We start from the raw sequence: 24,009 nt of genomic DNA on the forward strand, positions 1-24,009 counted from the left end.
CGGATGAAGGGATACGGACTATCCCTCAGCCAGAACGCCGTTCGCGCCCGCTTCAATCAGGGCGATGGTCTGCGGCAGGCCGTAGATGGCGGCGAATGAGCCGAAGCGCGGCCCCTGCGACGCGCCCAGCAGCACCTCATACAGCGTCCCAAACCACGCCCGCAGCGGCTCGAAGGCGTGCGCCTTGCCCACAGCATAAACCTCGTTCTGGATCGTCTCGCCGTCCGTCGTGTCCGCCGGAAGCGCCTTCAGCCGTTCCGCCAGATCCAGCAGCGCGGCCTTCTCCTGTTCGGTCGGCAGGCGGTACGACTTCGTCGGCTTCACGAAGTCCTCATAGTAGTTCAGGGCATGGCCCATCAGCCGATCGAGCGTCGGCTCATTTTCCGGCGTCGCCTCGGGCAGGTATTTGGCGAAATACGCCCACAGCTGTTCCTTGGACGAGGCGTTGGCCACGCCGACGAGGTTCAGCAGCAGGCTGAACGACACCGGGCTGGCGACCTTCGGCGGGTTGCCCGCGTGGATCGACCAGACGGCGTTGTCGATCTGCTTGGCCGGCTCCTGCGTCTGGAACTGGTCGATGAACGACAGATAGTCGTCGATCGCGCGCGGAATGACGTTGAAGTGCAACGACTTGGCCGACTTCGGCGACTGGAACATGTACCAGCTCAGCGACTCGGGCGTGCCGTAGCGCAGCCACTCGTCCATCGTCAGGCCGTTGCCCTTGGACTTGGAGATCTTCTTGCCTTCGATGTCGAGGAAGAGTTCGTAGTTGAAGCCTTCCGGCGGCGTGCCGCCCAGGGCGCGGCACAGCTTCGACGACTCGCGCACGCTCTCGATCAGGTCCTTGCCCGACATCTCGTAATCGACGTCCAGCGCCACCCAGCGCATGGCCCAGTCGGGCTTCCACTGCAGTTTCACATGACCACCGGTGACCGGCACTTCCGTCCGGTTGCCGGGCTCGCCCGCCGGGTCCTCGAAGGTGATGGTCCCGGTCTCGACGTTGCGCTCCAGCGTCGGCACCTGCAGCACATGGCCGGTGATCGGGCTGACCGGCAGGAAGGGCGAATAGGTCGCGCGCCGCTCCTCGCCCAGCGTCGGCAGCATGATCGCCATGACCGCGTCGAACCGCTCCAGCAGGCGCAGCAGCACTTCGTCAAACCGGCCGGACCGATAGGTCTCGGTCGAGCTCATGAAATCGTAGTCGAAGCCGAAGCTGTCGAGGAAGGCCTGCAGGCGGGCGTTGTTGTGCGCGCCGAAGCTGTCGTGGGTGCCGAACGGATCGCGCACGCGGGTCAGCGACAGGTGAAGGTCCTCGCGCAGCATCTCCGGGTTCGGAATGCCCTCCGGCACCTTGCGCAGGCCGTCCATGTCGTCACTGAACGCGATCAGGCGCGTGGGCCAGTGGTCACCGGTCAGGGCGCGGAAGGCGTTGCGCACCATGGTCGTGCGCGCCACCTCGCCGAAGGTGCCCATGTGCGGCAGGCCCGACGGACCGTAGCCCGTCTCCAGGATCACCGGCCGCTGCAGCGCCGGGAAGGTCGCCAGCGCCTCATCCGCCTTGCCCGCGTCGATCAGCAGTTTCGCCGCATCCCGCTCGGCGTCGCTCAGCCGCTTCTTCAGAACGTGGTTCAGAAGATTGCGGGCCTGTTCAAACGGCCACGACCTGGCGTCGCGCGCGAGATGTTCGATGTTCTGCAGCATGGAAGGGGCTTTGCCGCCTCAGGGCGCTGCGGTCAACGTTCCGTACCGCCCCCGCCACCACGGCCGCGCCGGAGGCCACGATCAGCAGGTCCTCGATCAGCCCGCTTTTCGTCTGGCCGATCCGGCGCATGGCCTTTTTGCGGCCCGCCAGTGTCAGATAGGCCAGCGGCACGGCGGTCAAAACCGCGACCAGCCCGCCAGCCCGCTCCCGCCCCTTCGGCGCCAATGCGCTACCGGCGATCCCGGCGCTCATCACCCGCGCCAGCAGGCCCAGAAACACCGTCCGGTCCGGCGCCGACTTCATCTTGTCGCCGTACAGTTCGCCCGCCCCCATCGCCAGCGCCCCCGCCGTGAACAGCGGATGGGTCAGCAGGCGCAGCTTTCCGGGCGTCTTTCGCTTCGCCAGATGGGCGGCGGCGAGAGCGGCCATGGGCGTCATCGACCGGGCGCTGGCGACGGCGCCGATCAGGGCGGAGGGGAGCAGGTCAGGGGTTTTCATACCGCCCCAACCGACGGGAGGCGCGCCGGTTCAATCCGGCAGGACGATCAGCCTTCGGCCTCAGCCTGCGCGTCGCCCGATCCCGCTCCCGGAAGCGCGATGCAGCGCTGGCGCGTGCCGCCGTCTGCGGTCTGTTCGACGCGCGGGGCGACGCTGGCGACGGTCGTGCCGTCCGCCTGATAGGTGGCGAGGAACTGACAGCCGGTCTGCACGTCGGTCAGCACATAGATGCCCGGCTGGTCGGTCGGCATCTTCGTCAGATTGGTCGTCACCACGCCGCGCAGCGCGCCGACGGGATCATTGGCCGCCTGCTGGATCTGGTCGGCGCGGGTGTTGATCTCGTTCGCCGTGGCCGAGGCCTTGGCGGCGGTGTCCTCGATCTCCTGCAGGGTGGAGACCGCTTCATCACAGGCGGCGACGAGACCCAGTAGGGCGGAGACGGCGAGAACGGGGATCAGCTTCATGGGTCCATCCTGCCCGATCCCCGCCTTGTGGTCAGGCTGACACAAGGTCTCAGCCCCCATCCTGTTCCCTGCCTTGACCGCGCCTCAGACGCATGGCCTTTGCGCCGCCTGATGAAGACCGCTGATTTCGACTTCCACCTGCCCGACGACCACATCGCGCTGCGCCCCGCCGAGCCGCGCGATTCCGCCCGCCTGCTGGTGGTGCGTCAGGATGGGCTGGACGACCGGATCATCCGCGATCTGCCCGACTTCCTTCGTCCGGGCGACGCCCTGGTGTTCAACGATACCCGCGTGATCCCTGCCCGCCTGTCCGGCGTGCGCGAGCGGCCCAACCCCGGGGTTGGGGGCGCGGACGGCGGCACCCTGACCGTCGAGGTCGAGGCCACCCTGCACCACCGCGACGCCCCCGACGTCTGGTCCGCCTTCATGAAGCCGGGCAAGCGGATCAAGGCGGGCGACCGCATCGTCTTCTCACCTCCCCTTCCCCTCGAGGGGGAAGGGGTCGGGGGATGGGGTGGAGGCAGTCCGCTTCAAGATGAGGCGCATGAGGCCGCATCGAACCCGACGTCGCAAATCTCCCCCCATCCTGCCACCACCCCCACCCAACCCTCCCCCCTCGAGGGGGAGGGCTTGAACGCGGTCGTGGTTTCAAAAGGCGACGACGGCCTCGTCACCCTGAAATTCGATCTGACCGGCCCGGCGCTGGACGACGCCATCCGCGACGTCGGGGTCATGCCCCTGCCGCCTTACATTGCAGCAAAGCGCCCCGAGGACGACCGCGACCGGTCTGACTACCAGACCGTCTTCGCCGAACACGACGGCTCGGTCGCCGCCCCCACGGCGGGGCTGCACTTCACCCCGGCCCTGCTGGAGGCCCTGAAGGCGCGCGGCGTCTCGAACCACGCCGTGACCCTGCACGTCGGCGCCGGCACCTTCCTGCCGGTCAAGGCGGACGACACCGCCGACCACAAGATGCATTCCGAGTGGGGCGAGGTCTCGCAGGAGATCGCCGACGCCCTGAACGCCGTCCACGCGAGCGGCGGCCGCATCGTCTGCGTCGGCACCACCTCGCTTCGCCTGCTGGAAAGCGCGACCGGCGAGGACGGCGTGGTCCGCTCCTTCCACGGCGACACCGCCATCTTCATCACCCCCGGCTACCGCTTCCGCGCCGTGGATGTGCTGATGACCAATTTCCACCTGCCGAAGTCGACCCTGTTCATGCTGGTCAGCGCCTTCGCGGGGCTGGACACCATGAAGGCCGCCTACGCCCACGCCATCCGCGACGGCTATCGCTTCTATTCCTACGGCGACGGCAGCCTGCTGTTCCGGAGCCCCGAGGCATGACCGCCCTTCCCCGCCCCCTGATCCAGAGCCTGGAGATGCTGGCCGCCACGGCCGAGGCGCTGGATCTCCGCAATGACTGGATCGTCTTCGGCGGCGCCGCCATGGCTCTGTCCGGCGTGACCGATCAGCCGGTCCCCGACATCGATATCCTGACCTCGCAGGAGACCGCCGAGGAGCTGATCGATGCCTTCGGCGGCCAGATCATCACCCCGCCCGCCCCCGACCGCTTCCGCTCGCGCCTGCTGGCCCGGATCGACGGCACGCCAGTCCCCATCGAGATCATGGTCGGGCTGGAGGTGAAGACCGACGACGGCTGGGCCCCGGTCAACTTCCGCACCCGCGTTGACCGCCCGGTTCAGGATCGCCACATCCCGACCCCACGCACCGCCGAACAGGCCGCCATGGCCCGCCGCTTCGGACGCCCCAAGGACCTGCAGCGCGCCGAGGCGCTGGACAAGCTGACCGACTGATGACCTTTCCGTTCGAGATTTCCAAGACTGACGGCCGCGCCCGCACCGGCGTCCTGAAAACCGCGCGCGGCGACATCCGCACCCCCGCCTTCATGCCCGTCGGCACCGCCGCGACGGTGAAGGCCCTGACCGTGGATCAGGTGAAACAGACCGGCGCCGACATCCTGCTGGGCAACACCTATCACCTGATGCTGCGCCCCGGCCCGGAGCGGATGGAGCGCCTCGGTGGCCTCCACAACTTCATGCGCTGGGACAAGCCGATCCTGACCGACTCGGGCGGCTTTCAGGTCATGTCCCTGTCGGGCATTTCGAAGCTGACCGAGGAGGCCGTGACCTTCTCCAGCCACATCGACGGCTCCAAACACGTCCTGACGCCGGAACGCTCCATCGAGATCCAGGCCGACCGTCTGGGCTCCGACATCGTCATGCAGCTGGACGAATGCGTCGCATGGCCCGCCGAGGAGAAGCGCGCCCGCGAGGGAATGGAGCTGTCCGCCCGCTGGGCCCTGCGCTCCAAAAACGCTTTCGCCACGCGCGACACACAGGCCCTGTTCGGCATCCAGCAAGGCTCGACTTACGAGAACCTGCGCAAGGAATCTTCCGAGCGGCTGCAGGAGATCGGCTTCGACGGCTACGCCATCGGCGGTCTGGCCGTCGGCGAAGGCCATCAGGCCATGTGCGAGGTGCTGGACTACGCGCCGGAGTTCCTGCCCAAGGACCGCCCCCGCTATCTGATGGGCGTCGGCAAGCCGATTGATCTCGTGGAGGCCGTGTGGCGCGGCGTCGACATGTTCGATTGCGTCCTGCCCACCCGCGCCGGTCGCCACGGTCAGGCGTGGACCTGGAACGGTCCGATCAACCTGAAGAACGCCCGCTTCGCCGAGGATCAGGATCCGCTCGATCCGGAAGTCCCCTGCCCGGCGTCGCAGGACTATTCAAAGGCTTACCTGCACCACCTGATCCGCGCCGACGAAATTCTCGGCAAGATCCTGCTCAGCTGGCACAACATCGCCTTCTTCCAGGCCCTGACCGCCGCCATGCGCGAGGCCATCTCGGAAGGTCGCTTCGACCAGTTCCGCAAGGACTTCCACGCGCGGCACACCTCGAACTGAGGGTGTGAGGCATCGGGTGTCGGGGGCGACCGCGGTGCCGCAATACGCACACCCAACACCCTACCTGCGCGGCCTGAACCAGGCCGGGGCCGCCGGCGGGGCGCAGTTGTGCTGCATCCCCACGCCCTTCAGGAAAGCCCGGCGCATCCGCCCGGCCTGCACCGCCGACTTCACCCGCAATTCGGCGCGCTTGGCCCCGGTCAGCCGCCGGACCCATGACCGCTGGGGAATGAAGTCCGTGGTCGCGTCCCGGATCGCGTCCAGAGCCTCTTCCACGACCTCCTCGGTCACGATCTCGGTCAGATTGGGCTGGTCCGGCCGACGCGGCTCATCACTGTCCGGCCCCAGCGCCTCGTTCAGCCGCGCGATCTCGGCCCCGATGGTGGAGCACTGGTTCAGATTGCGCAGGTCATAGGGATTGGCCTCCGCCTGCAGCAGCACGGTCGGGATGTACTCCCGGCGCAGGTTGAAATCGGCCAGCGGCGCTGTCGCCGCATTCCCGAACCCATCCCCGAACTGCCGCGCCCCCTGCATGGCCGCATCGCCCGCATTGCAGGCGGTCAAAGCCAGAACAGGAGCGAGGACAGGGAGAAGAAGGTACAGACGGCGCATACCGCCTATCAATCACGCCGCACGGCGCGATGAAAGCCTGCACTGTGGGGGAGAACCGATGGTACGTCCTCTCGGGCTCGAACCGAGGACCCTCTGATTAAAAGTCAGATGCTCTAACCAACTGAGCTAAGGACGCACATCGTGTCACCGGGCCGCGTCTGCGAATCCGGAGGCGCGGCTTTTCCAACATGTCGCCGCGCGGGTCAAGGTCCACTCGACAGGTTCCTGACGGACCGGCTACGCAAGGGGCATGACAGCGCCCGCAAAGCCCCTCTCCGGCATCCGTATTCTCGAGTTCGACGGCCTGGGTCCCGTCACCTTCGCGGGCATGGTGCTGGCCGACATGGGGGCCGAGGTCCTGCGCCTGACCCGCAGCGCCTCGGCGGGCGCGGCGGTGTTCAGCGACGTCGGCGGCGAGGTGCTGCACCGGGGCCGCGCCGCCGTCGGGGTGAATCTGAAGGACCCGGCGGACCACGCCCGCGTCCTCGATCTGGTCGCCGGCGCCGACGCGATCATCGAGGGTTTCCGGCCCGGCGTGATGGAGCGGCTGGGGCTGGGGCCTGACGTGCTGGCCGCGCGCAATCCCCGACTGGTGTTCGGCCGCGTCACCGGCTGGGGCCAGACCGGGCCCATGGCCGATCAGGTCGGCCACGACATCAACTACATCGCCCTGTCCGGCGCCCTGCATCCGATGGGTGAGCCGGACCGCCCGCCCCGCGCGCCGCTGAATCTCGTCGGCGACTACGGCGGCGGCGCCATGTTCCTTGTCTCCGGCCTGCTGGCGGCCCTGTTGCAGGCGAAGACCACCGGGAAGGGCTCGGTCGTGGACGCCGCCATGACGGACGGCTCGGCCCTGCTGACCAGCCTGTTCCACGCCTTCCGCCCACGCGGCCTGTGGAGCGATGCGCGCGGCGCCAATCTGCTGGACGGCGGCGCGCCCTTCTATCGTTGCTTCGCCTGCAAGGACGGCCGGTTCGTCGCGGTCGGCGCGCTGGAGCCCCGGTTCTACGCCGCCCTGATCGCCGGTCTCGGCCTGACGCCGGAAGAAGCGCCGCAGTTCGACATGGCCGACTGGCCCGCCCTGCATGCCCGGTTCGAGGCCCTGTTCGCCGCGCGCGACCGTGACGACTGGGCCGATCATTTCGCCGGAACCGACGCCTGCGTCACGCCCGTGCTGACACTGGGCGAGGCCCCGGTTCATCCGCACAACGCCGCCCGCGCCACCTTCGTCGATCAGGGCGTGATCCAGCCCGCGCCCGCCCCGCGCTTCGACGGTCAGGCCAGCCCGGAGCCCCAGCCCGCAGGCCTGTCGCTCGACGAAGCCCTGACCCGCTGGGCCTAGAGTCAGGCCACGTCGGCCTTCACCTCCGGGCGGCGAGCCCCCGCGCAGGCCTCCGCCAGCGTTCGGGTCAGCGCCGTCGGGTCGATCGGTTTGGTCAGGAAGGCCGCGACGCCCGCCGCCTCCCACGCCTGCCGGTGCACATCCAGCGCATTGGCGGTCAGGGCGATGATCGGGGCGTCGGCGTTCACCCCGCCGGTCAGACGGATGCGCCGCGTCGCCTCCAGCCCGTCCATCACCGGCATCTGCATATCCATCAGCACGGCGTCGAAGCGCTCGACCAGCGCGGCCTCCACGGCCTCCGCGCCGTTCTCCACCAGCGTCAGCCGACAGCCGTGCGGCTCCAGCAGCAGGGTCAGGATGCGGCGGTTCACTTCGTGGTCGTCCGCCGCCAGGATCGAACGGCCGGTCAGCGCACCGACCTCGGCCTCATCACGACGGGCCTCCGTCGGACGGGTCTGCGACACCTCCATCGGCAGGGTCAGGATGAAGGTCGCTCCCTGCCCTTCCACGCTGCTGACCGTCAGGGCGCCGCCCATGATCTCGGCCAGCTTGCGGCTGATGGACAGGCCCAGACCGGTCCCGCCATAGCGACGGGTGGTGCCCGCCTCGGCCTGCTCGAAACTGTCGAACACATGCGCCAGCCGGTCCGCCGGAATGCCGCAACCGGTATCCGACACCGTCACCGTCAGGGCCGCCCCGTCCCAGTCCACGACGACCGCGATCTCGCCCTGCTCGGTGAACTTCACCGCATTGGACATCAGGTTGAACAGGATCTGCTGGAACCGCAGCGGGTCGGTGCGAACACACTCGGGCACCCGGTCGGCCGCCTCGACGATCAGACGCACCCCGTTCGCGGCGGCGCGCGGCTCCCATAGCCGGGCCAGTGAGATCAGGCGGGCGCGAACATCCACATCGTCCGTCTCCAGCACCATCTTGCCGGCCTCGATCTTGGACACGTCCAGCACGTCGTTCAGCAGGCCCATCAACACCTCGCCCGCGTCGGTCAGCATCGACACATGCTCGGCCTGCCGCTCGGTCAGCTCGGTCCGGCGCAGCAGGTTGGCGGCCGAGATCACCGCGTTCATGGGCGTGCGGATCTCGTGGCTGATGACGGCCAGAAAGTCCGACTTGGCCGCGCTGGCCTCCTCGGCCTTCTGGCGGGCGTTCTGCTCCATCACCTTGGCCGAGCGCAGCAGTTCGGTGGTGGTGCTGCTCTGCCGCACCGCCACGACCAGATGGCTCATGTACAGCACACAGCCCAGCGCGATCAGCAGCTCCTGCCATCGCCCGGTCAGGGTCGCGCTGATCACCGGCAATCCCAGGAAATAGGCGCCGTGCATCGCCACGGCGGAGAACAGGATCGGCCGGGCGTGATGCATGTGCAAACTGACATGCAGCAAGCCGCCCGCCACCTGCACAAGGGCGAAGGCCCGCCCGACCTCGCCCCCGTTGAACCAAAGCCAGGCCGCGATGCTGGAATAGATGATGACGCCGACGGCGGTGGTGGCACAGGACAGCACGACATAGGCCCTGTCCGGAACCCACTCGGGGTTCAGGCGGAACCGGCGAAACACCGCCCAATCGGCCACCTGGCTCAACAGGACCGCGAAGAACCAGACGACGGGCCAGAGGCTGGGCAGGAAGAACCAGGCCGTGATCCCGATGAAGGCGGCCAGTCCAATCCTTGTTTTCAGCTCCTTGAACCGAACCTGCGACACGAGAGCGTAGGCGGTGGCGGACATTATTTGTTTTCTCCCCGCCCTGAGGTTGCGGGAAATTGGAAAAGGATTGGTTGCCGTCGAAAATCACCGGTCTCCGTCGGCCCGGCGCGGCCGCGAAGGTTGCGCACAGAGGATGCGCGCCGGTGCGAAACACTCTATGGAACAGGACCAGCGGCCGAGCGTTAGACGGCCTGATCCCGGGGGAGACTTCTTCGACCATGAAACGCCTTGCCGCCCTGCTGGCCCTGACGACCGTTTTCGCCGTCGCCGCCTGCGATGACCCGCGTCCGTCCGAAGACGCCGGTCTGGCCGACAAGGCCGCCGAGCAGGCTCCGCCGCCGGTCGTCGAGGAACCCGTCGTACAGCCAGAACCTCCGGTGACGCCGCCTCCGACCGATTCGGCGGCCCTGCCGCCCGAACAGCGCACCTCGGAAGAATCCGTTCAGCCCGAAAGCGAAACCCTGTTCTATTGAACAGGGTCAAACGCGCCGAATGCGCGTGAGAACGACCGTGACGCCGACGGCGGGGGAGCGCCGTCCCGATGAGCGGGCCGCACGGCCCCTGATGAAGGTTTGAGTTTGACGCCGAGGCCCGCCTTCTTCCTTCTCAGCCTCGCGGGCGTGACAATCGCGTCCACCGCCGCGGCGGACCCGCGCGCCCAGATTCGGGGCGAACTGGACGGAACCCTGCGCGAGCAGCTCGTCCGGGCCGTCGGCGAGGTGGACGACGCCCCCTCCAACCGCTTCGAGGCCCGTCGCCGCGCCCGCAGCGCCATGGAGTCCGCCGAGGCCCTGCTGCGGTCCGAGGGCTACTACCAGCCCATCCTCGAGGACATCGTCGAGGGCGAGGACACCCCGGTCGCCATCGTCAATGTGACGCCCGGCCCCCGCTTCACCCTGACCGATCCCGCCGTGAACTGGGTCGCGCCGGAACCGCGGGCGGAAACGGCGGCCACGGTCATCGGCGACATCCGCCTGACCGCCGGTCAGCCGGGCCGCGCGGTCGATGTCATCGCCGCCGAAGGGCGACTGGTCGCCGGTCTGGTCCGCAACGGTTACGCCGACGCCCGCGCCGAGCCGCGCCGGGTGGTGGTCGACCACGCCGCCCTGACCGTCTTCCCGACCTACAACATCGCCGCTGGCGATCTGGTGCGGCTGGACGGTGTTCGGCTGGAGACGCGCGGTCCGACCAACCCCGATTGGGTCGCCGGTCTGGCGCCGTGGAGCGACGGCGCCGTCTATGACCCCGAGGACGTGGCCGAGCTGGAGCGTCGCCTGCTGGAGACCGGGGTCTATGACGGTGTCGGCGTCGCGCTGGCTCCGGCGGATCAGACCCTCGCCGACGGTCGCCGCCCGGTGATCGTCAGCCTGACCGACCGCCCCCGCCGCATTCTTGAGGCAGGCGCCACCTTCTCCACCGCCGACGGCTCCGGCGTGGATCTGCGCTGGACCTGGCACAACCGTTTCAAACGCGCCGACACCCTTGTCTGGGAAGCCCGGATCGCCGACGTCGACAGTCGACTGGGTGTCGATCTCAGCCTGCCGCACTGGCGCGAACCCGGCCAGACGCTGAAGCTGTCCGCCGCCCTCGTGAACGAGGACACCGACGCCTACGAACGGACCGCCTTCACCACCGCCGCCGATCTGCAGCAGCGCATCGGCAAGACCTCGTGGTTCAGCTACGGCGTCGGTCTGGACGTCGGACACTACAACGAGACCCGCTTCGACCCGCTGACCCAGCTGCCGATCAATTTCGACCGCGACCTCTACATTCTGACCGGGCGGGGCAGCTTCTATCTGGACCGGTCCAATGATCCGCTGGACCCGACCACCGGCTGGCGGTTCACCGGCTCGGCCCAGCCCACCGCGGTGGGCGGCGAGGACACCGTCCTGTTCCTGCGGGTCGAGGGTCAGGGCACGGCCTATCTGCCCCTGCAAAAGAACGGCAAGACCGTGCTGGCGGGACGGGTCCGTCTGGGCTCCATCCTCGGCGGCGAGGAACTGACCGTACCGTCCGATCGCCTGTTCTATTCCGGCGGCGGCGGATCGGTTCGCGGATACGAGTATCAGGGCGTCGGCCCTCGCCTGCCGGACAACACCCCCCGCGGCGGGCTGAGCCTGTTCGAGACCTCGCTAGAGATTCGCCGCGATGTCTGGCGCAGCTTCCAGGCCGTGGCCTTCGTCGACGCGGGCGCTATCGGCTTCCAGGAGACGCCGAACTTCAACAACCTGCGCTACGGGGCCGGGGTTGGCGTGCGGTACAAGCTGCCCTTCGGTCCGATCCGGGCTGACATCGCCTTCCCGCTGGATCGTCGTGACGGCGACGCGGGCTTCCAGATCTATGTCAGCATCGGGCAGGCGTTTTGACCGACCCGACCCCGCCCGAAGAGACACCTCCGGCCGACGCGCCTGACTCGCCCGTCGAAAGGGCGAAGCGCAAGCGCACGCGCCTTCAGGCCCTCGCCTTCTTCGGCGGCATGGGGCTGGCTGTTCTGGCGGGCCTGCTGATCCTCCTGCTGGTCGGCGGGCGGATGTATCTGGTCAGCGATGCGGGCCGCGAGCTGGTCACCAGCTTCGTCGCCGGCAAGAAAATCGGCCGCTACGGCCGGATCAATGTCGAAGGGGTCAAGGGCGACCTGTTCGACGACTTCACCATCGACCGTGTCACCGTCACCGACGCCAGGGGCGTATGGCTCGAAGCGCGCGCGGTGCATGTGGACTGGACCTGGTGGCCGCTGATCACCCGGCGCTTCCACGCCACGGAGATCGAGGCTGACGTCATCCGCCTGATCCGCCGTCCGGAAGTCGAGCCGCCGACCGGACCGGGCGGTCCCCAGCCGATCAGCATCGACATCGACCGCTTCGCCGCCAATGTCGAACTGCTGGAGGGCTTCAGCAAGGAGTACGGGCGCTGGACCCTGTCGGGCGAGGCCAACATCCCCCGCACCGGCGCCAAGCAGGCCGTCGTCAACGCCGACAGCCTCAGCCGCCCGGGCGATCATCTGCGCCTGAACGCCACATTCGGCGGCCCGCTGACCGAAACCCGCCTGAACCTGCGCGCGTCCGAGGCCCAGGGCGGCCCCATAGCGGGCGCACTCGGCTATTCCCCGGATCAACCCTTCCAGGCGAGCGCACTTATCAACGGCGAGATCATCGACGCTGTCGTGCGCACCGGCGACTTCATCCCGCTGACGGTCAAGGGCCGCTACGGCAAGGACACCGCCCGCGTCAGCGGCTTCTTCGACTTCTCCGGCTCCGACCTGCTGGAGCCCTTCGTCCAGCGCGTCGGCCGCACCGCGCGCTTTGGTTTCGCCATCACGCCGGACACCGACAACGACGGCCAGCAGGGCTTCGGCTGGACGCTCATGTCCGAGAACCTGAACTCGCGCGCCAGCGGCCAGATCAACATGAAGGACCGCCGCAGCCGCGACGGCATCCGCATCGAGGTCGCCACCCCGTCGCTGAACCGTCTGGTCGGCTCCCCGTCCGCGGGCCCCGCCTCCTACGTCGCGACCTTCAAGGGCGACTCGGCGAACTGGTCGCTGGACGGTCAGGTCGATCTGGTCGGCGTCGAGGCCTCCAGCTATCGCGCCGGGCGAGTGCGCGGCCCCCTGAACGCCGCCATGCAGAATGGTCGCATCGTGCTGGACGGCGACATCCAGGCCGATGGCGGCTCGACCGCCGGTATCATCGGCAGCCTGCTGGGCCCGCGCCCCCGTGTTGCTTTCGAGGCCGCGCGCCAGACCGACGGCGCCATCCTGCTGCGCAAGATCGAGGCGCGAGGGCAGGCCCTGACCCTGACCGGCTCGGGCGGGCGCAATCTGCTGGGCGGCCTCGGCTTCCGGGGCGAGGCGCGCATCACAGACGCCTCGAAGATTCACCGCGGCGCCCGCGGCGCCTTTGGCGGTCCCCTCTCCGCCTCCATGGCCCGGACCGGCGCCCCCTGGCGGCTCACCTTCGACGGACGCGGACGCGGCCTGGCCACCGGTCAGGGCGAACTCGATCGCCTGCTGGGCGCCACGCCCCGCCTGCAGCTGACTGGCGCGATCAATCAGGGACGGATCGACGTGGAGCGCGCAGCCCTGACCGGCGCACAGGGCTCCGCCTCCGCGCGCGGCCGGATCGAGGGCAACGGCGGGCTGCGGCTCGCGCTGGACTGGAACGCCCGCGGCCCCTTCGGCGTCGGCCCGGTCGAGATCGATGGCGCCATGACCGGGGATGGGGCCCTCACCGGCACGCTCGCCGCCCCCCGCGCCGACCTGCGCGCCGCCTTCGCCCGCGTGAACGCCGGTCCGCTGAAACTGACCGACGCCAACCTGACACTCAGCTTCCGCAAGGGCGCCGACGCCTCGGACGGCAGTATCGCCGTCACCGCCGGATCGAACTACGGCCCGGCCCGCGCCGCCGGGAACTTCTATCTGGGCGGGCCGCGCATCCGCCTGACCGAGGTTGATCTGGACGCAGGCGGGGTCACTGCGCGTGGCGACATCGCCCTGTCCAACAGCATTCCGTCCAGCGCCGACCTGACCTTCACCGCCCGCCCCGGCGCCTTCCTCGCCTCCGGGGAAGCCAACGGCCGCGTGCGCCTGACGGAGGGTGGCGGCGCCGAGACCGCGATCCTGGACGTGTCGGGCCGCAACGTCCGCTTCGCCGGCTCGCCCTATGTCATCCGCACCCTCGACCTCGACGGACGCGGCACGCTGGAGCGTCTGCCCTTCACCCTCAAGGCGGACGTGGGCGGCCCCACGCCCCTGTCGTTCGACGGTTCCGGCGTCTACGCCCGCGACGGCCAGTCCCAATCGGTCGCCCTGCAAGGCGGCGGCTCGGTGCGCGAGATCGACTTCGCCACCCGCAGTCCGGCCGTGGTCGCCCTGTCCGGCGACGGCAGGGTGGTGCGGGTGGACCTGTCGGTCGGCGGCGGCGTCCTGACCGGCGACCTGCGTCAGGACTCCCGCGCCGCCATCATCGAGGCCAATCTGACCAGCGTCGATCTCGGCGCGGTCGCCCCCGACATGCGCGGTCGCGTCACCGGCCGCCTGTCTCTGCGCGGCTCCGGCGACGACCTGTCGGGCTCGGCCAACGTCACCCTCAATGACCTGCGCAGCATCGACGCTCCGCGCGGGATGGAAGTCGACGGCACGCTGAACGCCGTGCTGGTCAACAACACCCTGCGCCTTCAGGCCCGCGCCGTGGACGAGGACGCCGTGCAGGCCAGCGCCGACCTGACCTTGCCGGTCGAGGCCTCGGCCGCGCCCCTGCGCCTGGCCATCGCCCGCACCCGCCCGATGGAGGGAACGGTGAACATTCAGGGTCAGATCCAGCCGATCTGGGACCTCTTCCTGGGCGGCGACCGTTCGCTCTCGGGTCAGATGACCGCCAACGCCACCCTCGGCGGCACCCTGGCTGAGCCGCGCATCAACGGCCGTCTGGACCTGCAACAGGGCGCCTTCCGCGACAACGGCACCGGCCTGCGTCTGGCGGGCGTGACCCTGAACAGCCGCTTCGACGACACCACCGCCCTGATCGAGACCTTCTCGGCCAATGACGGAGCCGGCGGTCAGGTCAGCGGGGACGGCCGTATCGGCCTGCGCGAAGGCTCGGGCTCCAGCTTCCAGCTCCAGCTGCGCCGCTTCCGCATCATCGACAACGACATCGCCGAGGCCCGCGCCTCCGGCCCGCTGACCGTGGTGCGTGGTCAGGACGGCAACATCCGGCTGGCCGGCGAAATCTCCGTCGACGAGGCCCGGATCGAGGCCAACCCGCCAGGCTCCAACGGCATCGTCCGGATGGATGTGGTCGAGATCAACCGCCCCGGCGGCGACATGCCTGAAGAAGAACAGACCCGCTCGCGCGGCCCGCAGATCGGCATGGACATCGCCATCCGCTCGCCCGGCGGCGACGTGCGGGTGGTCGGTCGCGGCCTGAACGTCGAGATGGGCGTCAACGCTCGCGTCACCGGAACCATCTCCCAGCCGGTCCTGACCGGCACGGCGCGCGTGGTGCGGGGCGACTATGACTTCGCGGGCAAGCGGTTCGTGTTCGACCAGACCGGCACGGTCACCCTGTCGACCCGGCCCGAACAGATTCGCCTGAACCTGTCAGCCACCCGGGAAGACCCGGCCCTGACCGCGACCATTCGCGTGACCGGCACGGCGGCGCGGCCCGAGATCGCCCTGACCTCCACCCCCGCCCTGCCGCAGGACGAAATCCTGTCCCAGGTGCTGTTCGGTCGTTCGGCCTCTCAGCTGTCGGCCTTCGAGGCGGCCCAGCTGGCGGCGGGCGTGGCCGCGCTGGCGGGCGGCGGCGGCTTCGATGTGATCGGGAACCTGCGCGAGCTGGCGGGTCTCGATCGCCTGTCCTTCGGCGGCGAGGCCTCCAGCCTGACTGTGGCCGGCGGGCGCTACATCACCGACGACGTCTATCTGGAGATCATCGGCGGCGGCGAGGACGGGGCGGAAGTGAACGTCGAATGGCAAGTCCGTCGCAATCTGACGGTCAGCTCGAAATTCGGCGGACAGGGCGACGCCAGCCTGTCCATCCGTTGGCGCCGGCAAAGCCGGCAGCCGGGCGGCGCATCAAACGACCGCCGCCCGAACCGTTAGTCTCAGTAGTCTTCGCGGTTGGCTTCGGCGAAGCGGATCTTGTCCAGCTTCGACGCGCCGCGAATGCCCGCCGTATGCAGCAGCAGCTGGATCGCGGCGATACCGTAGGTCAGCACGACCTTCAGGACGTCGAGCGGGGGCTTTTCGACCGGGCTGGGCAGCAGTTGCAGGAGCAGGCCGCCGACGATCAGCACGGCGAACAGGATCGGAATGATGATGTTGGGCTTGGCCCATTGCACGAAGGCCAGAATGGCCTGGATCACCACCAGACCGATAGCGAAGTAGAGCATCACCTGCGTCATCGTGCCCACCATGCCGGCGGCCATGGGGTCATTGGCGGCGGCCGCGGCGGCGGCGGCGGCGATCTCGTCCTTGCGCACGATCATCTGGACGACGGCGACGGCGCCGACGACGGCGCCGATGGCGACGCCGATGGCGCTGGCGCGCGCCGCCCGCAGGGCTTCGGCCTCGGTGGTGATGGGGGCCGTCGGATTGATGGCCTTGAGCCAGTTCTGCATGGAGTTCCTCCCGGAGTTGAACACGGACCCTAGCCTGATCCGACGACGAGTCGTAGCCCGACCTCGCTTCACCTTTCCCTCGCGCCCGGCTAGGTTCCGGCCGATGCGGATTCTGCCTCCTGAACAGTCCGTGCTCGACCACGTCGCGGCACGCGAAGCCGTGATCATCGGACGGGCGGTGGAGTGGGCGAACGTCAACTCCGGCAGCCGTCATGCCGCCGGGTTGAGCGCGGTCCTGGCCCTGCTCGAGACCACGGCCCGCGCCCTGCCCGCGACCGTCGAGCGCATCCCCACGCAAGGCTCGACCACCGTCGCCGACGACGGCTCGGTGCGCGAGGAGGCTCACGCCGACGCCCTGAAGATCACCTGTCGCCCCGACGCGCCGCTCCAGGTGGTGCTGACCGGCCACTACGACACCGTCTTCCCCGAGACCTCGGACTTCCAGACGGTCGTGACCCGCGCCGACGGCGCCCTGAACGGTCCCGGCATCGCCGACATGAAGGGCGGCATCTCCGTTCTCCTGGCCGCTCTCGAGGCCTTCGAGACCCATCCGGATCGGGAGCGTGTCGGCTGGACCGTCCTTCTGTCGCCCGACGAGGAGATCGGCTCGCCCGCATCCGCCCCCCTGCTGGCGGAACTGGGCGCGCGCGGCCACGTCGGCATGACCTATGAACCCGCCCTGTCGGACGGCACGCTGGCGGGCGAGCGCAAAGGCAGCGGCAACTACCATCTGATCGTCACCGGCAAAGCCGCCCACGCGGGCCGGGCCTTCCATGAGGGCGCCAACGCCGTCGCCGGGGCCGCCATCATCGCCGCCCGCCTGCACGCCCTGAACGGCCAGCGCGACGGCGTCACCGTCAATGTCGCGAAGATCAGCGGCGGCGGCCCGCTCAATGTCGTCGCCGACAACGCCGTGGTCCGCTTCAACGTCCGCGTCCCGGACGCACAGTCCTCGGCCTGGATTTCGGAGACGGTCCGACAGATCGCCGCCGAGCCGCCCTTCCCCGGCCTGACGCTGGACCTGCACGGCGGCATGACCCGCGCGCCCAAGCCGATGGACGCCTCCCAGACCGCCCTGTTCGAGGCGGTGAAGGAAGCCGGCGCCCTGCTGGGCCAGACCATCGCGTGGAAGCCTTCGGGCGGCGTCTGCGAAGGTAACAACCTGCACGCCGCGGGCCTGCCCAACATCGACACCCTCGGCGTCCTTGGTGGCGACATCCATTCGGATCAGGAGTTCGCCTGGCCCGCCAGCTTCGTCGAGCGCGCCCAACTGAGTGCGCTCATCCTGTGCAAGATCGCCTCGGGCGAGATTGACGCCCTGAAACTGAAGTCCCTGCGTCTGGAGACGATGTAACCCCATGCTCGTCGTCAGACCCGCCGGCCCCGCCGACCTCGACCATCTGCTCGAACTCGCCATCCTGTCGGGGCCGGGCTTCACCAGCCTGCCCGAAGACCCGGACCAGTTGGCCGAACGCCTCGACCTCAGCCGCGACAGCTTCGCGGGCGGCATGGAGCCGCATGAGCGCTGGTACACCCTGATGCTGGAGGAATCCGAAACCGGCGACGTCGACGGCATCGGCTCGGTGAAGGCCTCGGTGGGCCTCAAACGCCCCTTCTTCAGCTTCCGGGTCGTCAGCAACGCCCAGTCCTCGCCGTCGCTTGGCATCAAGCTGGAACAGAAGACGCTGGTGCTGGTCAACGAATGCACCGGCTGGACCGAGGTCGGCTCCCTCTTCCTCAAGGCCGACCGGCGCAAGGGCGGCGCGGGCCGCCTGCTCAGCCAGTCGCGCTACATGCTGATCGGCGCCGAGCCGGAGCTGTTCAACGAGAACGTCCTGGCCGAGCTGCGCGGTGTCTTCACCCCCGACGGCGCCTGCCCCTTCTGGGACCATGTCGCCCACAAATTCTTCCCGATGGACTTCGATGAGGCGGACCGGATGACAGGCTCCACCGACAAGCAGTTCATCCTCGATCTGGCCCCGCGCCATCCCATCTATGTCGAACTCCTGCCCGAGCCCGCTCGTGCGGTGATCGGCAAGGTGCACCCGCAGGGCGTGCCCGCCATGGCCCTGCTGGAGAGCGAGGGCTTCCGCCCCAACGGCCTGATCGACATCTTCGACGCCGGGCCGACCGTCTCCTGCCAACGGGACAATATCCGCACCGTCCGCGACGCCCGCGCCCTGACCGTCGCCCTCGCCGACGAGGTCGAGGCCGAACTGCCCGCCCTGATCTCGACCGACAGCGTCGGCGCCTTCCGCGCCGTGCGCCAGCGCGCCCACCTTGAAGGCGACACCGCCACCCTCACCCGCGAAACCGCCGACGCGCTGAAGGTGCGTGCTGGCGATACTGTTCGCGTAAAGACCTGACGAAAGCAGACCCGAATGACGCATTTCATCAACGGCGAATGGTTTGACGAAGGCCACGCGCGGTTCAACTCTACCGATCCGGCGACGGGCGAGGTCGTCTGGGAAGGCTGGGACGCCTCGCAACTTGTCTGCGGCGACGCTACCGATGCCGCCCGTGACGCCTTCCCCGACTGGGCCGACCGCCCGCGTCAGGACCGCATCGACGCGGTGAAGCGCTATCAGGCCGTGCTCAAGGACCGCGCGCCGCAGATCGCCGAGGCCATCAGCCGCGAAACCGGCAAGGCCCTGTGGGAGACCACCACCGAACTTCAGGCCATGCAGGGCAAGGTCGACATCTCGATCCGCGCCTATGACGAGCGCACCGGCGAGCGCACCGCCGCCACCGCCTTCGGCTCCGCCACCCTGCGCCACCGCCCGCACGGCGTCGCGGCGGTTCTCGGGCCGTTCAACTTCCCCGGCCACCTGCCCAACGGCCATATCGTCCCGGCCCTGCTGGCGGGCGACACCGTGGTCTTCAAGCCATCGGAAGAGACGCCCCTGACCGGCCGGCTGATGGCTGAGTGCTTCGAAGCGGCCGACCTGCCGCGCGGGGTCTTTAACATGATCCAGGGCGGTCGCGACAGCGGCGCGGACCTGCTGAACAACGGCATCGACGCCCTGATGTTCACCGGCTCGGGCGCGGCGGGCGCCCACTTCCGGCGCAAGTTCGCGGACGATCCACACGTCATTCTCGCGCTGGAGCTGGGCGGCAACAATCCGCTGGTCGTCTGGGACGCCGCCGACGCCGAAGCCGTCGCGGGCATCGCCGTCCAGTCCGCCTTCATCACCACCGGCCAGCGCTGCTCCTGCGCCCGTCGTCTGATCGTGCCGGAAGGCCCGCAGGGCGATGCCATCGTGGACGCCATCGCCGCCCTCAGCGACCGCCTGATCTTCGCCCCCTGGAACAGCCCGACCGAGCCCTACGCCGGGCCGCTGATCTCCGAGAAGGCCGCCGCCGCCGCCCTTGCCGCCCTTCAGGAGCGCATCGACGCGGGCGCTCGGGTGATCCGCGCCTCCGGTCCGGTCGGCAACCTTCCCGGCGCCTTCGTCAAGCCCGCCATCATCGACGTCACCGGCGTCAGCGTCCCCGACGAGGAGATGTTCGCCCCCTTCCTGTCGGTGACCCGCGTGTCGTCCTTCGACGCCGCCATCGCCGAGGCCAACGCCACCCGCTACGGCCTCAGCGCCGGTCTGGTGTCGGATGATCCGGCCCACTGGCAGACCTTCATCCGCCGCATCCGCGCGGGCGTGGTCAACTTCAACCGTCCGACCACAGGCGCCGCGGGCGACATGCCCTTCGGCGGCCTCGGCGCCAGCGGCAACCACCGACCCAGCGCCTGGTACGCCGCCGACTACTGCGCCTATCCGGTCGCCAGTTTCGAAGCCGAGGCGGTGAAGAACATCGAGAGCGAGATCAAGGGGTTGAGCTGATGGAGTTTGATCGCTTCTCAAAGACGGAACGGATCAAGGCCGGGGGACGTGAACGCGCCCGTCGCCTGCGAAACGACCCAACCTGGACGGAAGCCAAACTCTGGGAACGCTTGCGGCTCCTGCCGATCCGCGTCCGACGACAGGCGCCCATCGGTCCCTACGTCGTGGACTTCGCTTGCCTTCGAGCAAAGCTGATCATTGAGGTCGATGGCGGCATCCATGGTCAGACAGATGTCGCCCTGCGTGATCTCAAACGGGATGAATGGCTAAGCGGCCAAGACTACCGCGTCCTGAGGATCGACAGCCGCCGCATCCCGGATGACCTCGACGCCGTCGTTGCTGAAATCGTTATGGCGATCCGCCAGACTTCTCCCCTTCCCCTCGAGGGGGAAGGGGCCGGGGGATGGGGTGCGCGCTCAATGCATGACGGATTGGCGCAAAAGGCGGGATCGAGCCCTTCGCGCCGCACCGGCCAACAGCCTGCCTCCACCCCTCCCAACCCTCCCCCTCGAGGGGAGGGCTTTTAATGAGCGCCATCGAAGCCAATGCCGATGGCCTGATCGGGCCGACGCACTCCTACGCCGGGCTCAGCCCCGGCAACCTCGCCTCCAGCCGCAACGAGGGGCAGGCGTCCAATCCGCGCGCCGCCGTCCTGCAGGGCCTCGACAAGATGAAGCGGCTGGCCGACCTCGGCCTGCCCCAGTTCGTCCTGCCGCCGCACGAGCGGCCCAACCTGCCCTTCCTGCGCAGCCTGGGCTTCTCCGGCACGGACGCCCAAGTGCTCGAGCGCGCCTGGAAGGACGCCCCCACCTTCGCCGCCGCTGCCTGCTCGGCCTCGCCCATGTGGGCCGCCAACGCCGCGACGGTGACCCCGTCCGCCGACAGCGCCGACGGCCGGGTCCACTTCACCCCCGCCAACCTCGTCACCAACCTGCACCGCTCGCTGGAGCATCAGCAGACCAAGCGCGCGCTCGACGCCCTCTTCCCCGATCCCGCGCGCTTCGCCGTCCACGACGCCCTGCCCTCCGTCGCCCATCTGGCCGACGAGGGCGCCGCCAACCATGTCCGCCTGTGCGCCGAGCATGGCTCGGAGGGCGTCAACCTGCTGGTCTGGGGGCGTGAGGCGTGGGAGCCGTGGACCGGCCCCTTCCCCGCCCGCCAGACGCGCGAGGCCTCCGAAGCTCTCGCCCGCCGCCACGGGGCCTCCGGCGCGGTTCTGGCCCGCCAGTCGAAGGCCGCCATCGCCGGCGGGACCTTCCACAATGACGTCGTCTGCGTCGGCGCGCTCGACACCCTGTTCCACCATCAACTCGCCTTCGAGGACACCGCCGGAACCCACGCCGCCATCCGCGCGGCCGCGAAAGGCTTCGAGCCCATCTTCGTTGAGGTGTCCGAGGCCGACCTCCCCCTCGCTGACGCCATCTCCAGCTATTTGTTCAACTCCATGCTGGTGCAGATCCCGGGCGAGGATCGCCTGACCCTGATCTGCCCGACCGAGACCCGGGACAACGCCCGCGCCCATGCGGTCGCCGAGGCTGTCGCCTCGTCCAACGGTCCCATCGGTCGGGTCGAGTACGTCGACGTGCGCCAGTCGATGCGCAACGGCGGCGGCCCCGCCTGCTTGCGTCTGCGCGTGGTGCTGAACGAGGCCGAGCTGGCCGCCACCAATCCGGACATGCGCCTGACCGACGACCTCCACGGCGCCCTCAGCGTCTGGGGCGCGACCTGGTATCGGGACGAGCTGAAGGTCGCTGACCTCGCCGACCCGGCCCTGCTGGACGAAAGCCGGGGCGCCCTGGACGAACTCACTTCCATCCTCGGCCTGGGATCGGACTTCTATCCGTTCCAGCGGGACTGAGATGCGCGCGCTCGCTCTCGCCTGCGCGATCCTCAGCCTGCTGATCCTCGCCGGCATCACCCTGGGCGCCGGGGCCGCCTATCCCGGCTACGACCACCTGCGCCAGTTCATCAGCGAGCTGGGCGCCGACGGCGCCCTGACCGGCCCGCATGTCAGCCTGGCCTTCATCGTCTCCGGGGCCCTGCTGACCGTCTTCTGGCTGCTGTGCGCGGTCCTGTTTCCCCGCACGCCCCTGTTCCTGATCGGCTTCGGGCTCAGCGCCCTGAACGGGCTGGGCCTGATGTTCGGCGGCGTCTTCCCCTGCGACTTCGGCTGCGAACCCGGCGGCGTGACCCTGTCCGGAAGGCTGCACGAAATCCTCGGCGGCGTCGGCTATATGGCGGGCGTGGCCGGCATCTTCCTGATCGGTCTGGCGGCTCGCAATCAGCCCGCCCTGCGCGGTCTGTTCACCCTCGGCCTGATCTGTGGCGTTCCGGCCCTCGCCGTGGTCTGGTTCGTCCAGCCGTGGTTCCACTGGCTGGGCGTGGCCCAGCGCATTCTCGAGACCGCCTTCGCCGTCTGGGCCGTGGGCGTCGCCCTCAGCCTTCGCCGCCTCCCGGAGACCGCCCGATGACCGTCACCCCGACCACCGAAAGCATGTCCCCCGCCCGCCGCCTGCGGAACATCATCGGCGGCTCGGCGGGCAATCTGGTCGAGTGGTTCGACTGGTACGCCTATGCGGCCTTTACCCTGTATTTCGCCCCGGTCTTCTTCCCCAAGGGCGACACCACCGCCCAGCTGCTGTCCAGCGCCGCCATCTTCGCCGTCGGCTTCCTCATGCGCCCGGTCGGGGCGTGGATCATGGGCGTCTATGCCGACCGCAAGGGTCGCAAGGCGGGCCTGACGCTGTCCGTCAGCCTGATGTGCGGCGGCAGCCTGATCATCGCCTGCACGCCCGGCTACGCCACCATCGGCCTCGCCGCCCCGGCGCTTCTGCTGCTCGCCCGCCTGATGCAGGGCCTCAGCGTCGGCGGCGAATACGGCTCCTCCGCCACCTACCTGTCCGAGATGGCGGCCAAGGCCCATCGGGGCTTCTGGTCCAGCTTCCAGTACGTGACCCTGATCTCGGGCCAGCTTCTGGCCCTGCTGCTGCTCATCGTGCTGCAGAACACCCTCAGCGAGGGCGACCTCGCCTCCTGGGGCTGGCGCATCCCCTTCTTCGTCGGCGCGGCGCTGGCGGTCATCGTCTTCTGGCTGCGCCGCCGTCTGGATGAGACCCGCGCCTTCATCGCCTCGGACACGCAGGAAGCCCCGAAATCCAGCGCCCTGCTACTGTTCGTGAAGCATCCGAAGGAAGCGTTTCTGGTCATGGGCCTGACCGCCGGGGGCACGCTGGCCTTCTACACCTACACGACCTACCTCCAGAAATTCCTGGTCAACACCAGCGGCTTCTCCAAGGACGCCGCCACCGAGATCAGCGCCGCGGCCCTGTTCCTGTTCATGTGCCTCCAGCCCGCCGTCGGAGCCCTGTCGGACCGCATCGGCCGCAAGCCGGTGATGGTCGCGTTCGGCGTTCTGGGCCTGCTGTTCACCGTGCCGATCATGACCCTGCTGGCCTCGGTCGATAATCCGTTCGTCGCCTTCGCCCTGGCCCTCGCGGCTCTGGTGATCGTCAGCGGCTATACGGCCATCAACGCCGTGGTGAAGGCCGAGCTGTTTCCCGCCCACATCCGCGCACTGGGCGTCGCCCTGCCCTACGCCATCGCCAACGCGGCCTTCGGCGGCACGGCCGAATACGTCGCCCTGTGGCTCAAGGGCGCCGGGATCGAAAGCGTCTATTTCTGGTACGTCACCGCCATGATCGGCGTGTCCCTGCTGGTCTACCTCTTCATGCGCGACACCAGGCATCACAGCCTGATCTCGCACGATGATTGAGCCATCTTCCTTCTCTC

At 68.9% G+C, this 24,009-nt stretch carries 20 protein-coding genes and 1 tRNA gene; 14 read left to right on the forward strand and 7 right to left on the reverse strand.

Annotated features, from left to right (window positions below):
- Positions 1–18: 18 nt before the first annotated feature.
- From FKQ52_RS10430 to FKQ52_RS10440, 3 genes are read right to left on the reverse strand one after another with little or no spacing between them, the layout of a single operon-like run.
- A complete protein-coding gene (locus tag FKQ52_RS10430; protein ID WP_141627120.1) occupies positions 19–1,701 on the reverse strand; it encodes a lysine--tRNA ligase in 1,683 nt (560 codons plus the stop codon).
- Positions 1,649–2,200: a hypothetical protein gene (locus tag FKQ52_RS10435; protein WP_240811625.1), complete on the reverse strand. Its 552-nt coding sequence runs from the start codon at positions 2,198–2,200 to the stop codon at positions 1,649–1,651. The genes FKQ52_RS10430 and FKQ52_RS10435 overlap by 53 nt, the downstream gene beginning before the upstream one ends.
- A gap of 47 nt (positions 2,201–2,247) precedes the next feature.
- Positions 2,248–2,664, reverse strand: a complete 417-nt coding sequence (locus tag FKQ52_RS10440) for a hypothetical protein (RefSeq protein ID WP_141627121.1) — start codon at positions 2,662–2,664, stop codon at positions 2,248–2,250.
- Between the two features lie 111 nt (positions 2,665–2,775).
- Here FKQ52_RS10440 and queA point away from each other — a divergent pair, with 111 nt between their 5' ends.
- Genes queA through tgt form a run of 3 tightly spaced genes read left to right on the forward strand, consistent with a single transcriptional unit; the run spans position 2,776 to position 5,590 of the window.
- The gene (gene queA, locus FKQ52_RS10445; RefSeq protein WP_141627122.1) at positions 2,776–4,008 is read left to right on the forward strand and encodes a tRNA preQ1(34) S-adenosylmethionine ribosyltransferase-isomerase QueA; all 1,233 of its coding nucleotides are present in this window, start codon (positions 2,776–2,778) and stop codon (positions 4,006–4,008) included.
- Positions 4,005–4,478 (forward strand): hypothetical protein, encoded by a 474-nt coding sequence (locus FKQ52_RS10450; protein ID WP_141627123.1) that lies wholly within the window; start codon positions 4,005–4,007, stop codon positions 4,476–4,478. The genes queA and FKQ52_RS10450 overlap by 4 nt, the downstream gene beginning before the upstream one ends.
- The gene (tgt, locus tag FKQ52_RS10455; protein ID WP_141627124.1) at positions 4,475–5,590 is read left to right on the forward strand and encodes a tRNA guanosine(34) transglycosylase Tgt; all 1,116 of its coding nucleotides are present in this window, start codon (positions 4,475–4,477) and stop codon (positions 5,588–5,590) included. Before FKQ52_RS10450 ends, tgt begins: the two co-directional genes overlap by 4 nt.
- A 60-nt stretch (positions 5,591–5,650) precedes the next feature.
- Here tgt and FKQ52_RS10460 read toward each other — a convergent pair whose 3' ends face one another.
- On the reverse strand, positions 5,651–6,202 hold the full coding sequence (locus FKQ52_RS10460; RefSeq protein WP_141627125.1) for a hypothetical protein: 552 nt from the start codon (positions 6,200–6,202) through the stop codon (positions 5,651–5,653).
- Between the two features lie 59 nt (positions 6,203–6,261).
- Positions 6,262–6,338: transfer RNA gene (locus FKQ52_RS10465), tRNA-Lys, on the reverse strand.
- A 114-nt stretch (positions 6,339–6,452) separates the two neighbouring features.
- Between FKQ52_RS10465 and FKQ52_RS10470 the strand changes: the two genes are divergently transcribed.
- The gene (locus FKQ52_RS10470; protein WP_141627126.1) at positions 6,453–7,544 is read left to right on the forward strand and encodes a CaiB/BaiF CoA-transferase family protein; all 1,092 of its coding nucleotides are present in this window, start codon (positions 6,453–6,455) and stop codon (positions 7,542–7,544) included.
- Positions 7,545–7,546: 2 nt separating this feature from the next.
- On the opposite strand, the gene FKQ52_RS10475 is transcribed toward FKQ52_RS10470, so the two are convergent.
- Positions 7,547–9,286 (reverse strand): ATP-binding protein, encoded by a 1,740-nt coding sequence (locus tag FKQ52_RS10475; RefSeq protein WP_141627127.1) that lies wholly within the window; start codon positions 9,284–9,286, stop codon positions 7,547–7,549.
- Between the two features lie 197 nt (positions 9,287–9,483).
- Between FKQ52_RS10475 and FKQ52_RS10480 the strand changes: the two genes are divergently transcribed.
- The 3 genes from FKQ52_RS10480 (at position 9,484) to FKQ52_RS10490 (ending at position 15,866) form a co-directional block, all read left to right on the forward strand.
- The gene (locus FKQ52_RS10480; RefSeq protein WP_141627128.1) at positions 9,484–9,738 is read left to right on the forward strand and encodes a hypothetical protein; all 255 of its coding nucleotides are present in this window, start codon (positions 9,484–9,486) and stop codon (positions 9,736–9,738) included.
- 105 nt (positions 9,739–9,843) lie between these two features.
- Positions 9,844–11,631, forward strand: coding sequence for an autotransporter assembly complex family protein (locus FKQ52_RS10485; protein ID WP_141627129.1), 1,788 nt, complete (start codon positions 9,844–9,846; stop codon positions 11,629–11,631).
- Positions 11,628–15,866, forward strand: a complete 4,239-nt coding sequence (locus tag FKQ52_RS10490) for a translocation/assembly module TamB domain-containing protein (RefSeq protein ID WP_141627130.1) — start codon at positions 11,628–11,630, stop codon at positions 15,864–15,866. Before FKQ52_RS10485 ends, FKQ52_RS10490 begins: the two co-directional genes overlap by 4 nt.
- A 2-nt stretch (positions 15,867–15,868) precedes the next feature.
- Here the strand turns inward: FKQ52_RS10490 and FKQ52_RS10495 are convergent, their stop codons facing one another.
- Entirely contained in the window at positions 15,869–16,384 is a 516-nt protein-coding gene (locus tag FKQ52_RS10495; RefSeq protein ID WP_141627131.1) for a hypothetical protein, read from the reverse strand.
- A gap of 103 nt (positions 16,385–16,487) precedes the next feature.
- Here FKQ52_RS10495 and FKQ52_RS10500 point away from each other — a divergent pair, with 103 nt between their 5' ends.
- The 7 genes from FKQ52_RS10500 to FKQ52_RS10530 are packed head-to-tail and all read left to right on the forward strand — an operon-like array spanning position 16,488 to position 23,992.
- A complete protein-coding gene (locus FKQ52_RS10500; protein WP_141627132.1) occupies positions 16,488–17,738 on the forward strand; it encodes a hydrolase in 1,251 nt (416 codons plus the stop codon).
- Between the two features lie 4 nt (positions 17,739–17,742).
- Positions 17,743–18,750: an arginine N-succinyltransferase gene (locus FKQ52_RS10505; RefSeq protein ID WP_141627133.1), complete on the forward strand. Its 1,008-nt coding sequence runs from the start codon at positions 17,743–17,745 to the stop codon at positions 18,748–18,750.
- Between the two features lie 15 nt (positions 18,751–18,765).
- Positions 18,766–20,220: a succinylglutamate-semialdehyde dehydrogenase gene (astD, locus tag FKQ52_RS10510; protein ID WP_141627134.1), complete on the forward strand. Its 1,455-nt coding sequence runs from the start codon at positions 18,766–18,768 to the stop codon at positions 20,218–20,220.
- The gene (locus tag FKQ52_RS10515; protein WP_141627135.1) at positions 20,220–20,747 is read left to right on the forward strand and encodes an endonuclease domain-containing protein; all 528 of its coding nucleotides are present in this window, start codon (positions 20,220–20,222) and stop codon (positions 20,745–20,747) included. The genes astD and FKQ52_RS10515 overlap by 1 nt, the downstream gene beginning before the upstream one ends.
- A complete protein-coding gene (gene astB, locus FKQ52_RS10520; RefSeq protein ID WP_141627136.1) occupies positions 20,747–22,078 on the forward strand; it encodes an N-succinylarginine dihydrolase in 1,332 nt (443 codons plus the stop codon). The genes FKQ52_RS10515 and astB overlap by 1 nt, the downstream gene beginning before the upstream one ends.
- A gap of 1 nt (position 22,079) precedes the next feature.
- Positions 22,080–22,691 carry a DUF998 domain-containing protein gene (locus FKQ52_RS10525; protein WP_141627137.1) on the forward strand — a complete coding sequence of 204 codons (612 nt, stop codon included), beginning with the start codon at positions 22,080–22,082 and terminating at the stop codon, positions 22,689–22,691.
- Positions 22,688–23,992: an MFS transporter gene (locus FKQ52_RS10530; RefSeq protein ID WP_141627138.1), complete on the forward strand. Its 1,305-nt coding sequence runs from the start codon at positions 22,688–22,690 to the stop codon at positions 23,990–23,992. Before FKQ52_RS10525 ends, FKQ52_RS10530 begins: the two co-directional genes overlap by 4 nt.
- The last annotated feature ends 17 nt before the right edge of the window (positions 23,993–24,009 follow it).

Source organism: Brevundimonas sp. M20 (assembly GCF_006547065.1).
GTDB lineage: Bacteria > Pseudomonadota > Alphaproteobacteria > Caulobacterales > Caulobacteraceae > Brevundimonas.